Here is an 18601-nt window from a genome sequence, read left to right on the forward strand (position 1 = left end):
TCCGCGAATGACGGGTTTTTGACGGATTCTAGGTGTACCAATCCCGTCAGCCAGGCGCCAGGCTGAAGCGAAAGACGAGAGGAGCCCACCGATGACCTGGCTGAAGCCCGAGGATGCTCACCTGCCGGACCTGTTGAAGGTTCTCCAGGACCGAACCGACCCGGCCGACTACCCGTTCGCGGACGTGGTCGAGCAGGAGGTACCGCTGTACGACGCGGCCCGGATCCGCAAGGAGGATCCGCTGGAGGTGCAAGCGGAGTTCGCCAGGGCGCTCAGTGACGGGCCGGGGATCATCGTCCTGAAAGGGGCCTTCGGCAAGGAAGTGGTCGACGCCACGACCCACGAGTTCCGCGCGATGATCGACGACCAGCAGCGGGCCGGTACGGCGGCGGGTGATCACTTCGCCAAGCCCGGCGCCAACGATCGCGTCTGGAACGCCTTGGAGAAGCTGGCGATCAGAGCACCCGTGGTGTTCGCCCGCTACTACTCCAACGATCTTCTCGCGCTGGCGGCGAAGGCCTGGCTCGGACCGGCGTACCAGGTCACGTCGCAGGTGAACGTTGTGAATCCGGGAGGTGAAGGCCAAACGGTGCACCGCGACTACCACCTCGGCTTCCAGTCGAACGAGGTCGCCGCTGCCTACCCTGCCCATGTGCACAAGCTGTCCAGCGTACTGACGCTGCAAGGGGCGGTCGCCCACTGTGACATGCCGGTGGAGAGTGGGCCGACGCTCTACCTGCCGCATTCGCACAAGTACGAGCTGGGATACCTCGCCTGGCGGCAGCCCGAGTTCGGCGAGCACTTCGTTGCCCATCACGTGCAGTTACCGCTGAGCAAGGGCGATGCTGTCTTCTTCAACCCCGCGCTGTTCCATGCGGCCGGCAGCAATCACTCCACCGACATCTTCCGGATGGCGAACCTGCTGCAGATCTCGTCGGCGTTCGGGCGCGCGATGGAGAGTGTCGACCGGGTCCGGATGGCGGTCACCCTCTATCCCGTACTGCGTACTCTGCGGCACGATAACCCCTTCGCTTTGGACAACGTCATCGCCGCGAGCGCCGAGGGATACGCTTTCCCGACCAACCTGGACCGAGATCAGCCGATCGGCGGACTCGCTCCCCAGACCCAGGCCGACCTGGTCCGCCAAGCCCTCGCCGAGGACTGGCCCGACGGTCGTCTGCAGCAGGCCCTCGACGAGCACGCGGTCCGCCGCCGTACGGATGACATCTGAGCAAGGGAGAACGTATGGAACCGCTTCGCATCGGAATCCTCGGCGCCGCCCGTATCGCGGGTAGGGCGATCGTCGAGCCGGCCCGGCTGACCGGCGCCCGGCTGGTCGCGGTCGCGGCCCGGGAGACCGAACGGGCGGAAGCCTTCGCGGCTGAGCACGGCGTGGAGCGGGTCATGGCCAGCTACGACGACGTGATCAACGATCCCGAGGTCGAGGCGATCTACAACCCGCTGGCCAACGGGTTGCACGGGCCGTGGAACCTGCGGGCGATTGCCGCGGGCAAGCATGTGCTGACCGAGAAGCCGTCGGCGAGCAATGCCACCGAGGCGGCCCAGGTGCGGGACGCGGCGCGCGAACAGGGCGTCGTACTGATGGAGGGCTTCCACTACGTCTTCCACCCGGTGACGCGGCGACTGCACGAACTGCTGGCCAAGGGCGAGCTCGGCGAACTGCAGCACGTCGAGGCGACGATGGTGATGCCGCCGCCTGCCGACGAGGACCCGCGCTGGTCACTGGCGCTCGCTGGTGGTGCTGTGATGGATGTCGGCTGTTACGCACTGCACGCGCAGCGGATGCTGGCGCCGTGGGGTGGCGGTGCACCCAAGCTCGCCAATGCCCGCGCAGGTGAGCGCAAGCGTCTCCCTGGTGTCGACGAATGGCTCAACGCCGACCTGGTGTTCCCCAACGGCGCGACGGGCGCAGTACGGACGAGCATGGCCGGCGAGGACCTCGACTTCAGTCTGCGGATCATCGGCACCCGCGGCGAGGCCTTCGCGCCGAGCTTCGTGCTGCCGCATCTGGACGACAGCGTCACGGTGAAGACCAAGGAGGACACCTGGGTCGAGCGGCTGGGCACCAAGTCCTCCTACACCTACCAGCTGGAGGCGTTCGCCGCGCACCTGCGTGACGGCGCTCCGCTGATCACCGACGCCGACGACGCCCACGCGACGATGGAACTGATCGACGCCTGCTACCGCGACGCCGGCCTCCAGCCGCGGCCGACTACGACCATCTAGTGCCGTAAGTTGCCGTGGACGACGCCTTGACGCGCAGTTATGCGCAATGGCTAACTGGCTGAAGCCGCCCAGCCACGAGGAGACTCGATGCGTCGTCGACCGCTGCCCTTTCTGTCCGCCGTCGGCGTGATCGCGCTGACCGCACCCCTCGCCCTTGCCGCACCAAGCGCCACAGCCAGTACGCCGTACGCCGGGCTCGTCTCGCCGCAACCCCAAGAGCTGACTCGGCGCGGTGACGGGTTCCCGATCCCGCCCGTCGTGGGGCTGGTGCGTGGCAAGGATTCCGACGCGGACAGTGAGCGCGTAGTACGGCAAGTACTCGAGCGTGCCGGTGTGACGAGGGTGAAGGCCACCGACGGCGCCGACCCCGGCACACCGACCACTATCTGGCTCGGTCAGGCCAACACGACTCTCGCAACCCTGCGCGTCACCAGTAGCACCGGGCTGCCCGCCGAGGGGTACGTACTGGCTGCAGGGCAGGACCGTAGAGGCCGCAGCCACGTCGTACTGGATGGCGTGGACACAGACGGCACGTACTACGCCGCGCAGACGCTCTCCCAGCTCATGCAGCCTCGGCAGGGAACGGACTGGATGCCTGGCGTGGCGATCAGGGACTGGCCGACCATGCGCTATCGCGGCTCGATCGAAGGCTTCTACGGCACGCCCTGGTCGCACGCCGACCGGCTGGATCACGTCGACTATCTCGGCGCCCACCGGATGAACACCTACGAGTACGCGCCGAAGGACGACCCGTACCACCGCGAGAAGTGGCGTGAGCCCTACCCCGCCGACAAGCTCGCGCAGCTAGGCGAGCTGGTCAGCCGGGCCCGGCAGAACAAGGTGGACTTCACCTTCGCGCTCTCCCCCGGGCTCGACATCTGCTACACCTCGGAGTCCGACTTCCAGGCCTTGGTCGCGAAGTTCGAGGCGCTCTATGCGCTCGGCGGGCGGTCGTTCAACGTGCCGCTCGACGACATCAACTACAACGTCTGGCATTGCGACGCCGACCGGGCGAAGTACGGGACGGGCGGCGCGGCGGCCGGTCGCGCGCAGAGCGAGCTGCTCAACCGCGTGCAACGTGAGTGGGTCGAGACCAAGCCGGGGCTCGCGCCCTTGCAGATGGTGCCGACGGAGTACTACAACGTCTCGGAAACGCCGTACAAGAAGGCGTTGCGCGAGTTGATGGACACCGACGTGGTTGTGCACTGGACCGGAGTCGGCGTCGTACCGCGCACGATCACAGCCGCGCAGGCGGCGCAGGCGAAGGCGGTCTTCGGACACGACATCCTGATCTGGGACAACTATCCGGTCAACGACTACGCGGCCGGGCGGCTGCTGCTCGCCGACTACAGCGGCCGCGAGCCTGCCCTCGCGTCGCATGTCGCCGGGGTCATCTCGAATCCGATGAACCAAGCCGCGGTCAGCAAGGTCGCGCTGTACTCCTTCGCCGAGCTCGGCTGGAACCCTGCCTCGTACGACGAACGGGCCTCGTGGCTGCGTGCCCTCGCCGAGCGCGCCGGCGGTGACCGGCGCACGGTCGAAGCCCTGAAGGTGTTCGCCGACCTCAACACCTACGACGGCACGCTGCACCCGGAGAGCGCGCCGGAACTGCAAGCCGCGATCGACACCTTCTGGCAGACGTGGCGCACGGGCGACCGGGCTCGCGCCATCGCCGTACTGCGTCCGGCCGTGAACGCCGTCGCCGCCGCGCCGGCCGTGATCCGGGCCGGTATGGTCGACCCGGCCTTCACGGCCGAGTCGGAATCGTGGCTCAAGGCAACGGAATTGTGGGGTCGGGCGATGCAGCGCGGACTCTCGGTGCTGGCAGCTGACGGTGCCGCAGCATGGACCGCACGTCAGCAGATGACCGACCTGGTCATGCAGGCCAAGGCGATCCGTGACGGCAGGCTGCCGCACAGCGGGACCTATCCGCGGATCGGCGAACGCGTGGTCGACCAGCTGATCGCCGAGATAGGACGCGTCCACGACGGTTGGCTCGGCGTGGTCCCTCATCGCGGAGCGTCTACCTCGCTGGGCACCTATCAGGACTACGTTCCGGCGCGGATGGTCGACGGCGACCCCAACACCTTCTTCTGGAGCAATGGCAGCCCGGAGCCGGGTTCCGAGGTGCGCGTCGACCTCGGGGAGACCACGGAGATCGGTGACATCGCCGTACTGATGGGCAAGGCGAGCAGTCCTAACGACTACATCCCCTCCGGCGTCCTGGAGTACTCGGTCGACGGTTCCCAGTGGACCGAGCTGACGCGGGCGACCACGGCCGAGGTACGGGCCACGGCGCCGGCTGGGACGAAGGCTCGCTATGTCCGGTATCGGGCGTTGGCGGCTGGCGACTTCTGGGTCGTGGTTCGTGAGTTCTCCGTACAGACCCTTGGTGCTGGGAGGACTGAGCTGACGATCAACGGTACGCCGGCGCCAGCCAGCGGTTCGTCGTACGCGGCAGCTGTAGATGGCAACGTCGAGACGGCGTATCTGGCGGGCGGTGTGCCTGCGGCGGGCGACTCTCTCGTGGCGACCTTGTCGGCGCCCCGTGCGCTCGCTGCTGTCACAGTGCTCCAGCGGACTGGTGCGGCTGCTGCTGCGGACGTAGAGGTCCTAGTGGCCGGCTCGTGGCGTCAGGTGGGTCAGGTGGCCGGGTCCTATGCCGAGATCGACTCCCAGGGTCTGCGGGCCGAGGCGATCCGTCTTGTGTGGAAGGGCGGCAGCGTGGCGCCGCAAGTGGCCGAGCTGGTGCCGCGGTGGGCGTCTGGACTTGCATCCGGTACCTAGGTCCAGGCCTACTGTGGAGACATGAGCACTCATGAGTGGGCTCCGCAGGCGTGCACGCTGCCGACTGCGGAGCAACCGTTGCGTGTCGCCGAGTTCGACGACCTCTTCGCCGGTGGCCTTCGTGGTCTCGACCGCGTGGCGCCCATTACGTTGCAGCTGCGACTCGACGCTGAGGTCGAAGCTACTGCGCGGGACTTGACCGCACGGGAGTCGAGCTGCTGCTCGTTCTTCAGCTTCGACTACACCGCGACCGCCGATGGCGAACTGCTGCTTGACGTGACGGTGCCCGAGTCGCAGATCGACGTACTGGACGGCCTTGCCGCGCGAGCGGCCACGGCTCTGATCCATGACGACCGTTAGGTCCATCGCGCTGTTCGTGCTGGCCGCCATCGCCGAGATCGGCGGCGCCTGGCTGGTCTGGCAAGGGTGGCGCGAACACCGTGGCCTGTGGTGGATCGCCGGCGGCATCCTCGCGCTGGGTGCCTACGGGTTTGTCGCCACCTTCCAGCCCGATCCGCATTTCGGCCGGATCCTGGCCGCCTACGGTGGCGTCTTCGTCGCCGGGTCGCTTGCCTGGGGCATGCTCCTTGACGGATTCCGCCCGGACCGGTGGGACCTCGCCGGCGCCGCGATCTGTCTGGTCGGGGTCGCTGTGATCATGTACGCGCCGCGGAGTGCGTCATGAATCCGGCCGCTGCTTGAGCGAAGGCGCGGATGATCGGGTGCGGCTGCGACCCGTCGCCGGCCAGTTCGGGCTGGAAGAGGGTGGCGAGGAAGAACGGGTGAGTGGGGAGCTCAGCGATGCGCGGGTCGCCGGAGTCGTCGAAGGCGCTGAAGACCAGGCCGTTGTCGCGGAGTAGGTCGAGCCGGCTGGTGTCGAGCCCGTACGAGCAGTGGTAGCGCTCGACGGAGCGTTCGGAGCCGACGATGGCTGCGGCCGCTGTGCCAGGGGTCAGCCGGATGGCGCCTTCGTGGCCGACCAGTGAGCAGGCGAGCGGGACGATGAGGAGGTCGTCGGCGTCGGGGTTGGTTTCGCCGTGCTGCGCGTCTGTTGCGCCACAGACGTTGCGGGCGAACTCCAGGAGTGCGTGGTGGAAGCCGGCGCAGGTACCGAGGAACGGTACGCCGCTCTCGCGAGCCCATTGGACGGCGGCGAGCGCTCCCGACTCGCTCGCGTACGGGCTGCCGGGCAGCAACCAGACACCGTCGAAACCCTTGAGTTCTTCGGCCTCGCCCGTCGGCACCCAGTAGACGTCCAGGTCGAGCTGCTCACGCTCGCGCAGGGCGTCGAGCAGCAGCGGCACCCGCGCATGTGAACGGACTTGCGGCGAGCGATCCGCGACGAGCGCGATCCGGGCGGTGTAGGCAGTGGTCATGCCCTCATCGTCGCCTTTGGCTGGCAATCAGCGCCAACGATGATCTGTGCAGTCGCTATAAGCAATACTGATCGACGTGGATCCTCACCTGCTGCGGACCTTCGTTGCCGTCGCCGAACACGGCTCGTTCTCGGCTGCTGCCGCCGAACTCGGCTACACCCAGTCAGCCGTCTCCCAGCACATAGCCGCCCTGGAACACGACCTCGGTACTGCGCTGCTCCACCGCCGCCCAGTGACCCCGACTCCCGCCGGCGAGCGCCTGCTCGAACACGCAGCCCCGATCCTGCTCCGCCTGGACGCCGCCCGAGCCGACGTACTGCGAACCGTCGGCGAGCCGGCCGGGACCCTGATCCTCGGCGCGACTCCCCTGGCTGCCTCGCCCGCGACCGCATTGACCGAACTCCGCAGAACCAAGCCAGGCCTCGACATCACCGTCGCGATCACCGGGCGAGAGGCCGTCGCGCAGGGAGTCGCCGCCGGCGAGTTCCACCTCGGCCTGATCGACGGCGTCGCCGCGCCCAGCGACCCACTCCGACTCTTCGACCTCGGCACCCTCCGTACTACGGCAGTCGCCCACGAGCCGCTCGTCGTGGCATTGCCGGCCGACCATCCACTGGCCGGGCGCAAACGGCTCAGCCTGCATGCTCTGGTCGACGCGCGCTGGATCGACGCCCCCGACCTCGCAGCACCTCTAAGCGACCTACGAGCCGCCACCGAATCGGACGCTCTCCGCGCCGCCCTCACCTACCACGGCGCGGATACGCTGACCCTGCTCGAATTGGTTGCCGCAGGCCACGGCCTCGCAGTACTCCCAGCCTCGATCGCACCGCTGCCGGGTGTGTCAACGGTCCTCGTCGACACACCCCGCCTCGTCCACCGAACCGAACTACTCCACGGCCACATCGAAGAACCGGCCGCAACCACGCTTGCCGCAGTACTGGCTCTTCGCAGTTGACTCCGCGATCCACCAGCTCTCCTGACATACACGACACAGGGTGTCGTGATTCGCTGAGAAGCTCATCAGGAGGCCGTGGCAGTGGCCGCCTCGGCAGGAGTAGCAGGAAGGTGGGTGTTTCCGGTGATCAGGTTGGTGACAATCGGCGTTTACGGGTTCACCGCCGAGACCTTCCTCGAGAAGCTCACTGACGGGGGCGCCGGGCTGCTGCTCGACCTCCGCCAGCGCCGCGGCGTTCGGGGTACCGACTATGCCTGGGCGAACTCGGCGCGGCTTCAGAGCGCACTGAGCGCGGCGAAGATCGGCTATCGGCACGTGAAGGGCCTGGCACCGACGACCGAACTGCGCCACCTCCAGTACCGCGAGGACGACCAGCAGGGCGTCGGCAAGCGCAACCGCATCGAACTCGCGCCCGCGTACGCCGAGCGCTATACCCGGGAAATCCTCGAACCGTTCGATCTCGACGCGCTCGTGGCGGAACTCCCGGCGGACTCGGTGACGGCTCTCCTCTGCGTCGAGCGCGACCCAGAGGCGTGCCACCGCTCGCTCATAGCCGGGCGCCTGCAGGCCCAGCACGGCATGTCGCTCTCAGACATCCGCCCGGATTGAAGGGACCGCCGGGGGTGTGGCCCCGGCGGTCTGGCCATTCGCCGACGTCAGTCGTGGGTGGGGAAGCCTAGGTTGAGGCCGCCGTGGGAGGGGTCTAGCCAGCGGGAGGTGATGACTTTGCCCTTAGTGAAAAAGTGGACGCCCTCCGTGCCGTGCGCGTGGGTGTCGCCGAACAGCGAGTTCTTCCAGCCGCCGAACGAGTAGTAGGCCATCGGGACCGGGATCGGCACATTGACGCCGACCATGCCGACCTCCACCTCGGTCTGGTAGCGCCGTGCGGCGCCGCCGTCGTTGGTGAAGATCGCGGTGCCGTTGCCGTACGGGTTCGAGTTCACCAGCTCCAGCGCGGCGTCGTACGACTGGACGCGGACCACCGAGAGCACCGGGCCGAAGATCTCGTCGGTGTAGATCGACATGTCCGGAGTGACCTTGTCGAACAGTGTCGGGCCGAGCCAGAAGCCGTCGTCGCCACCGTCGAAGGGGCCTTCGCGGCCGTCGACGGCCAGCTCGGCGCCGGCCTCGACCCCGGCTTCGACGTACCCGACGACCTTGTCGCGGTGTGGTCCGGTGACGAGCGGGCCCATGTCGCAGCCGCGGGTGCCGTCGCCGGTCTTCAGCGTCGCCATCCGCTCGCGGATCTTGCCGATCAGGTCGTCCGCGACCGGCTCGACCGCGATCAGCGCGGAGATCGCCATGCAGCGCTCCCCCGCTGAGCCGAAGCCGGCGTTGACCGCGGCGTCAGCGGCGAGATCGAGGTCGGCGTCCGGCAGCACGACCATGTGGTTCTTGGCGCCGCCGAGGGCCTGCACGCGCTTGCCGTTCCTGGTGCCCGTTTCGTAGACATACCGGGCGATCGGCGTGGAGCCGACAAACGAGACGGCCTTGATGTCCGGGTGCTCGAGCAGCCGGTCGACGGCCTCCTTGTCACCGTGCACGACGTTCATCACACCGTCGGGCAGGCCGGCCTCCTTCCACAGCGCGGCCACCGCGTTGACGGCGGACGGGTCCTTCTCGGACGGCTTGATCACCACACTGTTGCCACAGGCAACGGCAATCGGGACGAACCAGAGCGGGACCATCGCCGGGAAGTTGAACGGCGAGATGACCGCGACCGCGCCGAGTGACTGGCGGATCGAGTAGACGTCGACGTTGGTGGAGACGTTCTCGCTGAAGCCGCCCTTCAGCAGGTGCGGGATGCCGCACGCGAACTCGACCACCTCCAGGCCGCGGGTGACCTCGCCGAGCGCGTCCGAGAGCACCTTGCCGTGCTCGGCGGTGATCAGCGCGGCGATCTCCTCCTTGCGCTCGTTCAGCAGCTCGCGGAAGGCGAACAGCACCTGCGCGCGCTTGGTGAGCGAGATCCGGCCCCACGCCTTCGAGGCGTCATGGGCGACCTTCACCACCTCGTCGACGGTCACCGCCGAGGCCAGGTCCAGCTCGCCGGTCACCTCGCCGGTGGCCGGGTTGTAGACCTTGCTGGTGCGTTCGGAGACTCCCGTCCACGGGGTCCCGCCGATCAAATGGGTGATTCGCTCAGTACTCACAGCTGTATCCCTACCTCGGTGATCTTCTTGCTTGTGAACGTGCTCGCCTCCGGGGTCTTCACCCGAACACCTCGCTCCGGCTGACCATCTCGACCGCCACCGGGCGGCCTTCCTGCAAGGACTGGACGCCGGCCGTGCAGACCGCGGCGGCGGCGTACCCGTCCCAGGCCGTCGGGCCGTCGATCTCGCCCCGCGCCGCGGCATTCACCCAGCGCTGGACCTCGATGTCGTACGCGAGCCCGAAGCGAACCCGGAAGTCGTCCGGCACCGCACCACCCCAGTGTCCGGCCTGCCTGGTCAAGACGTCGACCCCGAGCCCGATCGTCGCGCTGCCCCTTTCCGCGACGGCCTCGCAGCGCACCTCGTACCCGACCTGGAAGTTCACGAACACCTCCACATCGGCCATCGCCCCGCCGGCCATCTCGAACACGGCCAGCTGCGGATCGAGCACGCCCTCGCCGACCAGGCTGGTCGGCTTCGGGGCGTGCACGGTGATCCGGGTGATCTCGTCGCCGAACAGCCAGCGCGCCACATCGACCTCGTGCACCAGGGAATCGCGCACGATCATCTCGCTGCGGAACGTCGGCGCGACCGTCTTGTTCCGGTGCACGTTGTGCAGCAGCAGCGTCCGGCCGAGCTCCCCGGAGTCCAGCAATTGCTTCAACCGCGCGTACTCCGGGTCGAAGCGGCGCATGAACCCCACCTGGATCAACGACCGCCCGACCTTGTGCTCGGCCTCGACCACCCGCAACGACGACTCGGTGTCCATCGTCAGCGGCTTCTCGCAGAGCACCGGCTTGCCGTGTTCGAGGCACGCCATCAACTGCTCGGCGTGCGCGAAGCCCGGCGAGGCGATGATCACGGCATCCACCTCGGCATCACCGATCAGCGCCAGCGGATCCTCAACCACCCGAACCCCGCCGAGCCTTCCATCCGGGGCCGCACCCGGGCTTCCGTCTAGCGCGCCGCCCAGCGTCGCGGCCAGTGTGGCTGCCCGGGCCGTGTCGGGGTCGGAGACGGCGACAAGCCGGGCGCCCGAGATCCGCCGGGCGACCCGCTCGGCATGATCGGCGCCCATCATCCCGACGCCGATGATGCCGATCCTGAGGTCTTGGGTCATGTGCTCTCCAGAGGGGATTGGATCCGGACCGGCTCGTCGGCCGGACGCACCACCACCGCCTCCGCGTCGATCCCGCGGAGCTCGTGGCTGAGCGCTTCCAGTTCGGACCCACCCGCCATCTCGTTGGTCAGCTGCTCCAGCGTGATGTCGGCGCGATGGGTGTCGAGCGCGACCCGGCCCAGCTTGAGGACGACGAAATGGTTCCCGACCAGGTACGCGTGGTGCGGGTTGTGGGTGATGAAGACGACGCCGAGACCGGCGTCGCGCGCCTTGACGATGTACTTCAGCACCACCCCGGACTGCTTCACGCCGAGCGCGGCGGTCGGCTCGTCCAGGATCAGCACCTTGGCACCGAAGTAGATCGCCCGCGCGATCGCGATGCACTGGCGCTGACCGCCGGACAGCATCCCGACCGGCTGTTCCAGGTTGGGGATCGAGATCCCCATCTTGGTCAGCTCGCCATCGGTGATCTTCTTCATCCGCGTCGCGTCCAGCGTTCCGAACGCCTTGGTGAGCTCGTTGCCGAGGAAGAAATTCCGCCAGACGGACATCAGCGGGGCGAGCGCCAGATCCTGGTAGACGGTCGCGATCCCGCTGTCCATCGACTCACGCGGCGAGGAGAAGTGCCGCTCCTCGCCGTTCACCGACAGGGTGCCCGCGGTGTGAGCGTGCAAGCCGGCGATGATCTTGATCAGCGTCGACTTGCCCGCGCCGTTGTCGCCGAGCACGCAGGTGATCTCGCCCTGCCGCACCGACAGCGACACTCCACGCAGCGCCTGGATGTTGCCGTAGCTCTTGCCGACGTCCTCCAGGTGCACCACCGGTGTGGTGGGACTGCTGGCGGCCTCGCTGGCGAAGCCCTTCGTGGTAGTCATCGTGCATCCGCCTTCTTCTTGACGACGAGGTTCACGATGGTGGCCAGCAGCAACATCACGCCGAGGAACGCCTTGAACCAGTCCGGGTTCCAGCCGGCGTACACGACGCCGAGCTGCACCATGCCGAAGATCAGCGCACCGACCGCGGCACCGACGACCGACCCGTACCCGCCGGTCAGCAGGCAACCGCCGACTACCGCCGCGATGATGTAGAGGAACTCCTTGCCGACGCCTTCACCTGACTGCACCACGCCGTTCTGGTTGAACAGAAGCTGCATACCGGTGAACCAGGCAAAAAACCCGACCGTCATGAACAGCCCGATCTTGACCTTCTTCACCGGTACGCCGACCGCCCGGGCGGCCGCCGCGTCCCCGCCGACGGCGAAGATCCAGTTGCCGACCTTCGTCTTCAGCAGCACCCACGCGGCGAGGGCGACGAACAGGATCCACCACACGATGATGATCTTGACGGTAATCCCGCCGAGCTTGAACTCCGACGCGAATACCGCCTTCGCCGCGCTGAACCCGTCCATGTCGCTGATCGAGTTCGAGGCGACGGCTCCTGAGGTCAGCCGGGTTACGGCGATGTTCACGCCCTGCAGGATGAAGAACGTGCCGAGCGTCACCAGGAAGCTCGGCAGTCCGGTCCGCATCAGCAGCCAGCCGTTGAACAATCCGATCAGCAGCGCCAGCGCCAGCGACACGGCCATCCCGACCCAGACGTTCAGGCTGAACTGGTAGGCGACGATGCCGGCGGTCAGGCCCCCGGTCGTCACCGCCACACCAGCGGACAGGTCGAACTCGCCGCCGACCATCAACAGCGATACCGGGACGGCCATCACCCCGATGAGCGCAGCCCCGTAGAGGATCGTGCCGGTGTTGTTGATGTCGCGGAACGGTGCAGCGGAGATCAGGAAGAACACCAGGATCACCGCTGCGCCGACCAGCGACCCGATTTCCGGGCGGCTCAGCAGCCGGGCCCCGATCGAACGCGTCGAGACGCGGTCGTCGACGCCTGTGGGTGTCGCGATCGTCGAAGCCACGGCGATACCTCAGCGGGTCCCGGCCGTGGCGAACTTCTCCACCGCGTCGACGTTGGACTTCTCGACGAACGAAGGACCCGTCAACGTGGCCTCACCGCCGCCGATGGTGTTGCCATTGGTCTTGTAGAGCCAGACCGCGTCCACAGCGAGGTACCCCTGCAGGTACGGCTGCTGGTCGACGGCGAACTGCACGGTGCCGTCCTTGACCGCCTTCGCCATCTCCTTGCTCATGTCGAAGGTGGCGACCTTGGCGGCTGAGCTGGCGTCCTTAGCTGCCGTCACCGCGGTCAACGTGATCCCCGCGTTCAGCCCGATCACGTAGTCGATCGCCTTGTCCTGCTGGAGTTTCGAGGTCACGGTCGCCTGCGTCCCCGGCTGGTCCGTGCCGTTGACGTTCAGGTTCTCGACGGCGCCGAACTTGTCCTTGATGCCCTGGCAGCGGGACTCGAGCCCGACGTTGCCCTGTTCGTGGATGACGCAGAGCACCTTCTTCGCACCCAGCGCCTTCACCTTGTCACCGACGGCCTGGCCCGCGATCCGCTCGTCCTGACCGAAGTACCCGATCGCGCCGGTCTGCCCCTGCTTGAAGACGTCGAGGCCGCCGTTCAGGATCGTGACCGGGATTCCGGCCGCGATCGCCTTCTTGACGTTCGGCAGCATCGCGTCGGGCTTGCTCAGGGTGACCGCGATGCCGTCCACCTTCGAGTCGATCGCCGTCTGCACGAGGTTCGCCTGCGCTGCCCCGTCCGGATCGGAGGAGTACTGCAGCTCGACGTTGTCCTTCTGGGCGGCGGCTTCCGCGCCCCGGCGGACGATGTCCCAGAAGGTGTCACCCGGGCCCGAGTGCGTGATCATCGCAACCTTGATGCGCGGAGTGTTCGCGACATTGCCCGAGCCGGAACCGCTCTGCTGCTCTTCCTTCTTACCGCCCGAGGAACTACAAGCACCCAGTGCCGCGACCAGCACGAGCGCCGCCCCCGTGGCCACCGCCTTCTTCTGCCACCGAACCATGACTACAACCAGCCTTTCAGACGTTTCCGCGGTAACGCCGCGGCGTTTGGGTGTGACCAGAGAGGAATACTCTGCTGGTCGTCAAACGGTTACACCACCCCCGTGGCTCTTCAGGTACGCCAGCGTCCGCTCCGCGATCGGCAGCGGGACATCGGGTGGGCACGGATACATATCCTGCTCCACGATCGCGAACAGGTCCGCGTCCAGGGCGGCCAGCGCGTCGAGCACCGGCGGCAACTCGGGCACGCCGAGCGGCGGCTCGCACATCACGCCACGCCGGACCGCCTCGTCGAAGCCGACGCCGTCGGCCTCCACCTGCGCCAGCACCACGGGATCGACCTGCTTCAGGTGCACATAGCCGATCCGTTCGGGGTACTTCCGGATCAGCTCGAGATTGTCGCCGCCGCAGTAGCTGATGTGGCCGGTGTCCAGGCAGAGGTTGACGTGCTCCCCATCGGTCTCGGCGAGGAAGCGCTCGACCGTCTCCTGACTGTCCACATGCCCGTCCGCGTGCGGGTGGTACTGCGTCTTCAGCCCGTACTCCGCGGCGATCCGCCGGCCCAGCTCGGTCACCTGCCGGCCGTGCCGCGCCTGGCCCTCGTGATCCAGCCGCGGCTCGACGACCTCACCGTTCGAACCCCGCCACATCGACGGGATGACGACCAGATGCCGGGCGCCCATCGCCGCGGCCAGCTCGGCAGCGGCCGAAACATCGCTCCAGGTCGACTCCCACGAGTCGGGGCGATGCAGGTGCTCGAAGATCGTGCCGGCCGTCACCGCGAGGCCGCGCTTGTCCAGCTCTTCCTTCAGCTGCGTGGGATCCGTGGGCAGATACCCGTACGGGCCGAGCTCGATCCGGGTGTAGCCGGCTGCGGCGACCTCGTCGAGGAACCGCTGCCAAGGCGTCTGCTGCTCGTCGTTCGCGAACCAGACGCCCCAGGAGTCGGGCGCGCTGCCAATGGTGACGCTAGCCACGGCTGTCTCCTTCGACTGGTGCCAGGTACGGCCGTTGCGCCTTCTTGGATTCCTCGTACGCCGCCGATGCCGTGCGCGTCGACTCCAGGTCGGACACCTGGCTGACCGGCACGTCCCACCACGACTCGCTGTCCGGCGCACCGATCAGCGGATCGGTCTTCACGTGGATCGCGATCGGCCCGTCGGCGGCCTTCGCAGTACCGATCGCCTTCTCCAGCTCGGCGCGGCTATTCACGTCGAGCACCTCGACACCGAGGCTGCGCACGTTGGCCGCCAGGTCGACCGGCAGGTAGTCCCCATCGAGTCGCCCGTCCCCGCCGCGCCGCCGGTACGCCGTACCGAAGCGCTGGGAGCCGAGGGATTCGGACAGGGCCCCGATCGAGGCGAAGCCGTGGTTCTGCACCAGGACGACGATGATCTTGACGTTCTCCTGCACGGCGGTGACGAGCTCGCTCGACATCATCAGGTACGACCCGTCGCCGACCAGGACGAAGACGTCGCGCTCGGGTGCGCCGAGGCGGACGCCCAGCCCGCCGGCGATCTCATAACCCATGCAGGAGTAGCCATATTCGACGTGGTATCCCTTCGGATCGCGGGTCCGCCAGAGTTTGTGCAGGTCGCCCGGCATCGAACCGGCCGCACAAACCACCACATCAGACGCCGCCGACAATTCGTTGACGGCACCCAGAACCTCGCCCTGGGTGAGCAGCCCTTCGGCCAGCTTCCCGGTCACCTCTGTGGATGGGTTGTAGGTGTTATCCACAATCGCGTCCCACCGGGTTGCGAGCTCGGCGGTCAATGTTCTGTACTGGTTCTGCACAGACCAATCGCCTACCGCAGACGCCAAGGAAACAAGGGCTTCCCGGGCATCTGCGACGACAGGGAGACCAGCATGCTTGCCACCGTCGAAGCGCGCCACGTTGATGTTGACGAACCGCACGTCCGGGTTCTGGAAGGCCGTCCGCGACGCCGTCGTGAAGTCGGCGTAGCGGGTGCCGATACCGATCACCAGGTCGGCCTCGCGGGCCAGCGCGTTCGCGGCCGTCGTGCCCGTGGACCCGACCGCGCCGACCGACTGCGGGTGGTCGTAGCGCAGAGATCCCTTGCCTGCTTGACTTTCCGCGACCGGGATACCTGTCTGCTCAGCGAACTCGCGCAGCGCGTCCTGGGCTTGCGAGTAGGCCACACCGCCGCCGGCGACGATCAGCGGACGCTGCGAAGATCTGATGAGTTCTACCGCTTTGTCGACAATAGATGCCTCGGGCAACGGACGCGCGACGTACCAGGTGCGCTCGGCGAACAGGTCCTCGGGCCAGTCGAAGGCTTCGGCCTGCACATCTTGCGGCAGGGCGATGGTGACCGCGCCGGTCTCCACCGGGTCGGTCAGCACGCGCATCGCGTTCAGCAGGGCCGAGGGCAGCTGCTCGGGGCGCCAGATCCGGTCGAAGTACTTCGAGACCGGGCGGAAGGCGTCGTTCACGGAGATGTCGCCGGCGGTCGTGCTTTCCAGTTCCTGCAGCACCGGCGTCGCCACCCTGGTGCTGAACACGTCAGAAGGAAGGAGAAGAACAGGTAGCCGGTTGACCGTCGCCAGGGCCGCGCCGGTGATCATGTTGGTCGAACCGGGGCCGACGCTCGCCGTGCAGGCGTAGGTCTGCAGGCGGTCACGGGTCCGGGCGAAGGCGGAGGCGCTGTGCACCATCGCCTGCTCGTTGCGGGCGAGGATGTACGGCAACGCCTCGGGGTCCTCGAGCTCGGACTGCAGCAACGCCTGGCCGATGCCGGCCACGTTGCCGTGCCCGAAGATGCCGAAGCATCCCGCGAACAGTTTCTGCCGCTGCCCGTCGCGCTCGGAGTACTGAACGCCCAGGAATCGCACCAACGCCTGCGCGACCGTGAGACGCACCGTCATAGCTCTCCTCCAAAACCCATCGTCATCCCGTCAACCATCCCGCACCCGACAGCCCCACCCGAAGCCATCCCCCTTGCCCCGAGCCCATTCCCAGTCACCGCCGTGACACCGGCCCCACACCCGACCCACGCCGTTGGACCGACACCGCGTCCAGACCTCGTGGTCGCCTCGGCGCCGCACTCAGTCCCCGTCGTTGCGACGGATCTACGTCCAGCCAGCGCCGTTGCGCCGGAGCTACCCGCGGCTTTCATTGGTTCTTCCCGAAGGGGAGGCGGGGGTCGATCTGTTCGGCCTTCCACAGCTCGCGGACCCAGCCGTGCTGTGGGTCGTCGCTGATCAGCCACTCCCGCTCCGTACCGGGGCCGGCCATCACGTTCAGGTAGTACATGTCATAACCAGGAGGCGCCATCGCCGGACCATGCCAACCGTGTGGCACCAGGACCAGATCCCCACTGCGCACTTCAGCCAGTACGTCGATGGGGCGGTCGTCGGTGCCGTAGACCCGCTGGTAACCGATCGGGTCGTTGCCCTTGACAACCTCAGGGGCGGCGTCGGAGAGCCGCAGCTCGAAGTAGTAGATCTCCTCGAGCTCACTCTCCTTGCCAGGCTTGTGCTCGTCGTGCTTGTGCGGCGGGTACGACGACCAGTTCCCCGCCGGGGTGAGCACCTCGCAGGCGATGATCGAGTCGGCCTCGAGCACCGCGGGCGTACCGAAGTTGCGCACCTGCCGGGAGGCGACACCCGCGCCACGTAGCTCGGTCTCGACCTGCTCGACACCGATCCGCCGGAACGGGTAGTCCGATGCCGCACGAGCGTGTGGGAAGGCGATTCGGGCACCGCCCGCGCTGACGACGGCCATGGTGGAGCCGCGCGGCACGTAGGCGAGGTCGGTCGCGCCGGAGAACACATCCGCGCGCCCAGCCAGTGGCACGGTCTCACCGTCGACGATCACCTCGGCCGACCCCGACAACGGCAGCACGAGCCATTCGGAGTCACCCGTGTCGATCTCGACGGACTGCCCCGGCTGCAACGTGGCGACGTACAAACCGGTGTGCTCCCAGCCCTCCTCCCCCGGGCTCACCGCCACGTCAAACCCATCCCGCGCCGTAGACCCCGCACCCCGAAACCACTCAGTCATGCGACACCTCCGTCGGCACCGGCTGCTGGCTGGAGCTCGTCCGGGGTCATGCGGCGCCTCCGTGGACGAGGGTGGCGGCTTGGTCTACGGCGGCGGATACGTTGCCGTCGGGTGGGAAGAGGAGGGCTCGGCCTACGACCAGGCCGCGGACCGAGGGGAGGCTCAGGGCCTTGCCCCAGGAGGCGTAGGTCTCCTCGGGGGCGACGGTTGGGTCGCCCCCGAGCAGCAAGGTCGGCAAGGTGGTTGCGTCCATTACCCGAGCCAGGTCGTCGACGACCGGCAGCTTGAGCCAGGTGTAGGCGCTGGTGGCGCCGAGGCCGGAGGCGATGTGTACTGACTTGATGACCGAGTCCGGGTCGAGCAGGTTCGTCACGCGTCCGTCGCGGCGGACCGACCAGAAGGGCTCGACCATCGCCATCAGTTTGCGTTCGGCCAGTTCGGTCACCGCCTGGGCGCTGCTCTCCAGCGTCGCCACCGTGCCGGGATCGTCGAGGCAGATCCTGGTCAGCATCTTGCCGCCGTCCAGCCTGCGCCCGGCGATGTCATCCGCCGTACCGTAAGCCGTGAACCGGTCGTCCAGTTCGAACGACGCGCCTTGCAGCCCGCCCCGGTTCATCGAGCCGATGACGACCTTGCCTTCGAGCGCACCGAGCAGCAGCAGGTCTTCGAGTACGTCGGGAGTCGCGAGTACGCCGTCGACGCCCGGGCGGCGGAGCGCAGTACAGAGCCGGTCGATCAGCCCCGCCCGGCTCGCCATCGCCATCCGGTCGTCCCGGACACCGAGGGCACCGCGCGCTGGGTGATCGGCGGCGACGATCAGCAGCCGGCCGTCTTCGCCGACCAGTTCGCGCCGACGCCTCCCCTGCCAGGCCTCGGCGATCCGCTCGGGATACCGCACCCTGATCTCAGTCGGATTCACATCAACCCCCAACTCAGCCCCACCCACCCCAGCTCCACCAGACACGGTTCCACCCATCCCGGTTCCCTGCCCGGCTCCACCCGGCACGGT

The 18601-nt window shown here is 67.6% G+C and carries 17 protein-coding genes; 7 read left to right on the plus strand and 10 right to left on the minus strand.

Going from position 1 to position 18601, the window contains the following annotated elements; genetic code table 11:
* Positions 1-91: 91 nt before the first annotated feature.
* The 5 genes from A3ES_RS0128405 (at position 92) to A3ES_RS0128425 (ending at position 5719) form a co-directional block, all read left to right on the plus strand.
* The gene (locus A3ES_RS0128405; RefSeq protein ID WP_020390235.1) at positions 92-1231 is read left to right on the plus strand and encodes a phytanoyl-CoA dioxygenase family protein; all 1140 of its coding nucleotides are present in this window, start codon (positions 92-94) and stop codon (positions 1229-1231) included.
* Positions 1232-1245: 14 nt separating this feature from the next.
* Positions 1246-2247, plus strand: a complete 1002-nt coding sequence (locus A3ES_RS0128410) for a Gfo/Idh/MocA family protein (protein WP_020390236.1) — start codon at positions 1246-1248, stop codon at positions 2245-2247.
* 87 nt (positions 2248-2334) lie between these two features.
* Complete coding sequence (locus A3ES_RS0128415; protein ID WP_020390237.1) at positions 2335-5034, plus strand: glycoside hydrolase family 84 protein; 2700 nt, start codon at positions 2335-2337, stop codon at positions 5032-5034.
* 21 nt (positions 5035-5055) lie between these two features.
* On the plus strand, positions 5056-5394 hold the full coding sequence (locus tag A3ES_RS0128420; RefSeq protein WP_020390238.1) for a hypothetical protein: 339 nt from the start codon (positions 5056-5058) through the stop codon (positions 5392-5394).
* Complete coding sequence (locus tag A3ES_RS0128425) at positions 5381-5719, plus strand: YnfA family protein (protein ID WP_020390239.1); 339 nt, start codon at positions 5381-5383, stop codon at positions 5717-5719. The genes A3ES_RS0128420 and A3ES_RS0128425 overlap by 14 nt, the downstream gene beginning before the upstream one ends.
* Here the strand turns inward: A3ES_RS0128425 and A3ES_RS0128430 are convergent.
* The gene (locus A3ES_RS0128430) at positions 5691-6410 is read right to left on the minus strand and encodes a CTP synthase C-terminal region-related (seleno)protein (protein ID WP_020390240.1); all 720 of its coding nucleotides are present in this window, start codon (positions 6408-6410) and stop codon (positions 5691-5693) included. The genes A3ES_RS0128425 and A3ES_RS0128430 overlap by 29 nt on opposite strands.
* A 76-nt stretch (positions 6411-6486) precedes the next feature.
* On the opposite strand from A3ES_RS0128430, the gene A3ES_RS0128435 reads away from it, so the two are divergent.
* Positions 6487-7365, plus strand: coding sequence for a LysR family transcriptional regulator (locus A3ES_RS0128435; protein WP_020390241.1), 879 nt, complete (start codon positions 6487-6489; stop codon positions 7363-7365).
* 123 nt (positions 7366-7488) lie between these two features.
* The gene (locus A3ES_RS0128440; protein WP_026163282.1) at positions 7489-7974 is read left to right on the plus strand and encodes a DUF488 domain-containing protein; all 486 of its coding nucleotides are present in this window, start codon (positions 7489-7491) and stop codon (positions 7972-7974) included.
* Positions 7975-8021: 47 nt separating this feature from the next.
* Here A3ES_RS0128440 and A3ES_RS0128445 read toward each other — a convergent pair whose 3' ends face one another.
* The 9 genes from A3ES_RS0128445 to A3ES_RS0128485 all read right to left on the minus strand — a co-directional run bounded on the left by A3ES_RS0128445 (position 8022) and on the right by A3ES_RS0128485 (position 18511).
* Positions 8022-9518 (minus strand): CoA-acylating methylmalonate-semialdehyde dehydrogenase, encoded by a 1497-nt coding sequence (locus tag A3ES_RS0128445; RefSeq protein WP_020390243.1) that lies wholly within the window; start codon positions 9516-9518, stop codon positions 8022-8024.
* A gap of 58 nt (positions 9519-9576) precedes the next feature.
* A complete protein-coding gene (locus A3ES_RS0128450) occupies positions 9577-10638 on the minus strand; it encodes a Gfo/Idh/MocA family protein (RefSeq protein WP_020390244.1) in 1062 nt (353 codons plus the stop codon).
* A complete protein-coding gene (locus A3ES_RS0128455) occupies positions 10635-11513 on the minus strand; it encodes an ATP-binding cassette domain-containing protein (RefSeq protein ID WP_020390245.1) in 879 nt (292 codons plus the stop codon). Before A3ES_RS0128455 ends, A3ES_RS0128450 begins: the two co-directional genes overlap by 4 nt.
* The gene (locus tag A3ES_RS0128460) at positions 11510-12556 is read right to left on the minus strand and encodes an ABC transporter permease (protein ID WP_020390246.1); all 1047 of its coding nucleotides are present in this window, start codon (positions 12554-12556) and stop codon (positions 11510-11512) included. The genes A3ES_RS0128455 and A3ES_RS0128460 overlap by 4 nt, the downstream gene beginning before the upstream one ends.
* 9 nt (positions 12557-12565) lie before the next feature.
* On the minus strand, positions 12566-13567 hold the full coding sequence (locus tag A3ES_RS0128465; RefSeq protein WP_020390247.1) for a substrate-binding domain-containing protein: 1002 nt from the start codon (positions 13565-13567) through the stop codon (positions 12566-12568).
* Between the two features lie 81 nt (positions 13568-13648).
* Positions 13649-14542, minus strand: a complete 894-nt coding sequence (locus tag A3ES_RS0128470; RefSeq protein ID WP_020390248.1) for a TIM barrel protein — start codon at positions 14540-14542, stop codon at positions 13649-13651.
* Positions 14535-16454 carry a 3D-(3,5/4)-trihydroxycyclohexane-1,2-dione acylhydrolase (decyclizing) gene (gene iolD / locus A3ES_RS0128475; protein WP_020390249.1) on the minus strand — a complete coding sequence of 640 codons (1920 nt, stop codon included), beginning with the start codon at positions 16452-16454 and terminating at the stop codon, positions 14535-14537. The genes A3ES_RS0128470 and iolD overlap by 8 nt, the downstream gene beginning before the upstream one ends.
* Before the next feature lie 247 nt (positions 16455-16701).
* On the minus strand, positions 16702-17592 hold the full coding sequence (gene iolB / locus A3ES_RS0128480) for a 5-deoxy-glucuronate isomerase (RefSeq protein ID WP_026163283.1): 891 nt from the start codon (positions 17590-17592) through the stop codon (positions 16702-16704).
* Positions 17593-17638: 46 nt separating this feature from the next.
* The gene (locus A3ES_RS0128485; RefSeq protein ID WP_020390251.1) at positions 17639-18511 is read right to left on the minus strand and encodes a Cgl0159 family (beta/alpha)8-fold protein; all 873 of its coding nucleotides are present in this window, start codon (positions 18509-18511) and stop codon (positions 17639-17641) included.
* Positions 18512-18601: the final 90 nt, after the last annotated feature.

Origin of the sequence: Kribbella catacumbae DSM 19601 (assembly GCF_000372465.1) — a bacterium.
Classification (GTDB): domain Bacteria; phylum Actinomycetota; class Actinomycetes; order Propionibacteriales; family Kribbellaceae; genus Kribbella; species Kribbella catacumbae.